Below are 4493 nucleotides of genomic sequence, written 5' to 3' on the forward strand. Positions count from 1 at the left end.
TACGGCTTTCGGGCTACGGCGCCGTAGCCGTCCACCGCTTCGCCGGCACTGTTGGCGTCCGGGCGCCACAGCGAGATCGACACCACGCCCGGCTCCAGGAGTTCCAGGCCCTCGAAGAAACGGGCGACCTGCTGCGGGCTGCGCAGGATGTAGGGGACCGCGCCGGTGTCGTCGTAACCCTGCTGGGCCTCGTCGAACCCCTCGCTGGTGTCGGTGCTGTCCCATAGCACCAGGTAGCTGCCGGACGGGACGGCCGCCACCACCCTCGCCACGATCGACCGGGCCTCGTCGAAATCGGCGACGTGGCCGAGTACCCCCATGAACAGGACCGCGATCGGCTTGGTGAAGTTCAGTACGTTCCTGGCGTCGGACACGATCTGGTCCGGATTGTGGAAGTCCGCGTCGACGTAGGTCGTCACACCTTCCGGCGTGGTGTTGGTCAGCAGTGCGCGGGCATGCGCCAGCACGAGCGGGTCGTTGTCGACGTAGACGACACGGGATTCCGGGGCGATGCGCTGGGCGACCTGATGGGTGTTGTCCAGGGTTGGCAGACCGGTGCCGACGTCGAGGAACTGACGGATGCCCGCCTCACCGGCCAGGTGGCTGACAGCACGGATGAGGAACTGCCGGGACTGCTTGGCCAGCGGGACAATGCCGGGAAAAGCGGCGACGTAGGCGTCGCCGGCCTCCCGGTCGACCGGGTAGTTGTCCTTGCCGCCCATCCAGTAGTTCCAGATCCGGGCCGAGTGCGGCACGGTCGTGTCGATTGTCGAGGGCGCCTGGTCATCGGCGGGTACCACCGATGTGAAGTCCCATTCGGCGTTGTCGCCCTGCTCGCTCACAGCATCTCCATGGACGTCAGCTCGGCTCGGGACACCCTACGGGGATCCCGGAACCCGGACATGCACCGGATTCACGCGCATTCTTCCAGACCGCGAACGTGACATCCCGCACGGGCGATCCCGAAGCGGCCGCCCGCGGATATCTGCATAGGGCGACCGTAGAGTGACGGTAGGGCATTCAGCGTGGCTCCGTTGCAGCAACTGCCCGTTATGCCCGCAAAGATGCCTTGCATTACCAGATCAACCGGCCAAGAGGCAGCTTGCGGCCAGGCCATCCAGACCGCATTCGATGACTCTTAGGCAAGATCGCAAATTCCAGTCACGATCACCGCAACGAGTACGGACAGCGGCGGATGCGAGCGTACGCGGACGGCCATCTGCCGTCGGAAACACCCCACCTGCCAAGATGAGATGAGACAGCCACCGGACGAGCTCGCGGCCGTCACCGACCACGCCGACACAGTCGCGTTGGATCACGGTTCACCGGCGTGCTGTTTCACAGGTGATCTATGTGCTATCTCCATGGTCAACTGCGTGCTAAACCCTTGATCATGATTGCCCGCGTGCGCATACGCCCCTCGCTTGCTCGACACAGAGCCTGCTGGCCAGATGCCAGGACGGACACAGTCACCCCGACATGAGCACCCACCCAGATTGGGCCCCAGCGTCCCTGCTCAACACAACAGATCATGAATTTGCGCGATCTCGTCGAGATCCTGGCCACCGGCCGTCCCAGCAGCAGACAAACAGCCCTGCCCGGCGCACAGGGAGGGACCCGCCAGAGGTGACAGTCAGGACAGGGCGGCGTTTGATACTACCGCTGGCGATAGTATCAACAGCGGTAGTATCCCAGCCGGTGGACGGTGGCCATGGTCGATTTTGTGGGGCGGGAGCGGGAGCTGGCTACGCTGGACGGGCTGCTGCGGGAGGTGGAGGCGCAGGTCGGATCGTCGCGGCCGGGCAGGTGCCTTCTCGTCCGTGGGCGGCGGCGGATCGGCAAGTCCAGCCTGGTCGAGGAGTTCGTCGACCGAGCCGGCGTTCCCGCGGTGTTCTTCACCGCCGCCGGAGCGTCCGCCGACGTCGAACTGGAAGCGCTGCGGGAGGCGGTCGCCGCGTCCACGCTGCCGGAACGGACGGTGTTCACCGACTCGGTGCCCGGGAACTGGAGCGCGGCTCTGCGGCAACTGGCCGGGATCCTCCCCGACGACCGTCCGAGCATCGTGGTCATCGACGAGGTGCCGTACCTGATGGACCGCGTCGACGCGTTCGAGGGGGTGCTGCAACGCGCCTGGGACCGGGAGCTCAGCCGCCGGCCGGTACTGCTTGTGCTGATCGGGTCGGACCTGTCGATGATGGAGGCGTTGGGCTCGTACGGGCGGCCGTTCCACCAGCGCGGGCAGGAGATGGTGCTGGGCCCGCTCAACCCCGCCGAAGTCGGGCAGATGCTGCGGCTGGGCCCGGCCGAGGCGTTCGACGCGGCACTGGTGACCGGCGGGCTGCCGCTGATCTGCGCGGCCTGGCCGGCGGGTGGGGATCTGTGGTCCTTTCTCGCCGCCGAACTGGCGAATCCCGTCTCCGCGCTGCTCGTCTCCGCCGAACGCTCGCTCGCCGCCGAGTTCCCCGGCTCGGCGAACGCCCGAGACGTACTGTCCGCCATCGGCAGCGGAGAAAGCGCGTTCACCAACATCGCCCGTGCGGCCGGTGTGATGGCGCACACCAGTCTCGCCCGCTCGCTCGAACTTCTCGTCAGCAAACGGATCGTGGCAGCCGAACTGCCTGTCTGGACCACTCGCTCGAAGGAACGCCGCTACCGCGTCACCGACCCCTACCTGCGGTTCTGGCTACGGTTCATCGGCCCGTACCTGCCGGAGATCGAACGCCGCCGCGGCGACCTCACCCTGGCCCGGATCCGCGACGGCTGGACGTCCTGGCGTGGCCGGGCGGTCGAACCGCTCCTGCGCGACTCCCTCGCCCGCCTGCTGCCCGACCAGACGCTGCCCGCCGCCCCCGCCGTCGGCTCCTACTGGAACCGGCCGAACACCATTCAGATCGACATCGTCGGTGCCGACCGGGAACCGGTCGCCAAGGAGCTCTACTTCCTCGGCTCCATCAAATGGTTGGAACGCTCCGCGTTCGACCACCACGACCTCGCGGTGCTACAGAAATACCGGGCCGCGCTCACCGACGAGCCGCTCCCCCTCGTCGCGGTCAGCCTCGGCGGAGTCACCGCCACCGGCCTCACCGCCACCTACGGCCCAGCCGAACTCCTCACCGCCTGGCAGACAACCTGAGCAGACGGAATTCGCCAGCCCGCCGTCCGACGAGGCGCAGACCGCGAACCGACGCTCTCCGGTAACACATGACGCCTCGGAGTCATCCAGTCGCCACCATGACCCCAGCACCGGCCACGCTCAGCGATCGGTAAGGCTTCCCGCGTCCTGTCTCGTTCACTCTTGACTGATCTGGTTACAGCGTACACGCTGGTTACAGCGTAACCATGACAGCCGGAGGGGAACCATGACCACGAGCAGCACGCGACGGCGGCCCGGGACGGTCGCGCACGCGTTCGCCGACCTGATGAACGATCACGATCCGGACGCGGTCGACGGCTTCATCGCGGCGGACTACATCAACCACAACGCGTTCGTCGAGGACGGGCGCGAGGCGAACCGGGCGTTCTGGACGCAGTGGTTCGCCGCGTTCCCGGACACCGAGGTCAGCCTTGACGACGTCCTCGTCGACGGGGACCGGGTCGCCGGCAGATTCACCTACCGGGCGACGTTCCAGGGCCCTTTCATGGGCCTGCCACCGACCGGGCGCCCGGTGGTGATGCACTCGATCGACATCTGGCGCGTGGTCGACGGCATGGCCGTGGAGCACTGGGACCAGCTCGACGGGCAGGCGTTCTTCGCACAGCTCACCGGAGACGCCGACAACCGATGACGATCGACGCGCAGGACGACCAGGACGGCACAGACAGCCCGGCACCGACGCGTGCGCGGCGGCGCCGGGAGCGGGAGCGCGCCGCCGCCCGTGAGGCGATCCTGTCCGCCGCGCGGGAACTGGCGCGAAGCGAGGGCTGGGAGACGGTGACGATGCGGCGGCTGGCGGAACGCATCGACTACTCCGCGAACTTCGCCTACCGCTACTTCACCGGCCGTGACGACATCCTGCTCACCCTCATCCGCGACGGGTTCGCCCGGCTGCGCGACACGATGGACACCGCAGGCCGACGGCCGGCGACCGAATCCCCCGCCGGAGCGTCCGACACGGACGTCCCGGACATCCTGAACGGCACAGACGTCCTGAACGGCACAGACGTCGCGGCCATCCGGCGGGCCGCACATGCCTACCTCGACTTCGCCCTGGCCGAACCCGACCTGTATCAGCTCATGTACGGCCTGGGCGGCGTGCGCATGCCCGCCGCCGACACCTGGGTCGAGGGGCAGGCCGTCGGCGACGTCCTGACCGGGCTGCTCGCAGCCGCCGGCGACCGGCAGCCCGAGCAGCATGTGCTGCAGCTGTGGGCCACGGCGCACGGGCTGGTCGCGCTGCTGGTCGTCGGCCGCGTCGACGTCGACTCCGCCGCGCTGCACGCCCTGCTCGAGGAGGCACTGACCGACTGCCTCACCCGCGCCCTGCCCGCACCGG

The 4493-nt window shown here is 68.0% G+C and carries 4 protein-coding genes; 3 read left to right on the forward strand and 1 reads right to left on the reverse strand.

The window, feature by feature from the left end:
• A partial coding sequence (locus AC5LSR_RS11555; RefSeq protein ID WP_493468443.1) for an SAM-dependent methyltransferase occupies positions 1-722 on the reverse strand: 722 nt, incomplete at its 3' end.
• 989 nt (positions 723-1711) lie between these two features.
• Here AC5LSR_RS11555 and AC5LSR_RS11560 point away from each other — a divergent pair.
• The 3 genes from AC5LSR_RS11560 to AC5LSR_RS11570 all read left to right on the forward strand — a co-directional run.
• Positions 1712-3133 carry an ATP-binding protein gene (locus AC5LSR_RS11560; protein ID WP_250282207.1) on the forward strand — a complete coding sequence of 474 codons (1422 nt, stop codon included), beginning with the start codon at positions 1712-1714 and terminating at the stop codon, positions 3131-3133.
• Positions 3134-3359: 226 nt separating this feature from the next.
• Positions 3360-3785, forward strand: coding sequence for an ester cyclase (locus tag AC5LSR_RS11565; protein ID WP_250282205.1), 426 nt, complete (start codon positions 3360-3362; stop codon positions 3783-3785).
• On the forward strand, positions 3782-4493 hold a 712-nt coding region (locus tag AC5LSR_RS11570; protein WP_493468440.1), incomplete at its 3' end, for a TetR/AcrR family transcriptional regulator. The genes AC5LSR_RS11565 and AC5LSR_RS11570, both read left to right, overlap by 4 nt.

The sequence above is a fragment of the Protofrankia sp. CiP1_Cm_nod4 genome, assembly GCF_982290645.1.

Coding starts and splice junctions, on each gene's coding strand:
- AC5LSR_RS11565 (WP_250282205.1), top strand. CDS start 3,360: ATGACCACGAGCAGCACGCGACGGCGGCCCGGGACGGTCGCGCACGCG.
- AC5LSR_RS11560 (WP_250282207.1), top strand. CDS start 1,712: ATGGTCGATTTTGTGGGGCGGGAGCGGGAGCTGGCTACGCTGGACGGG.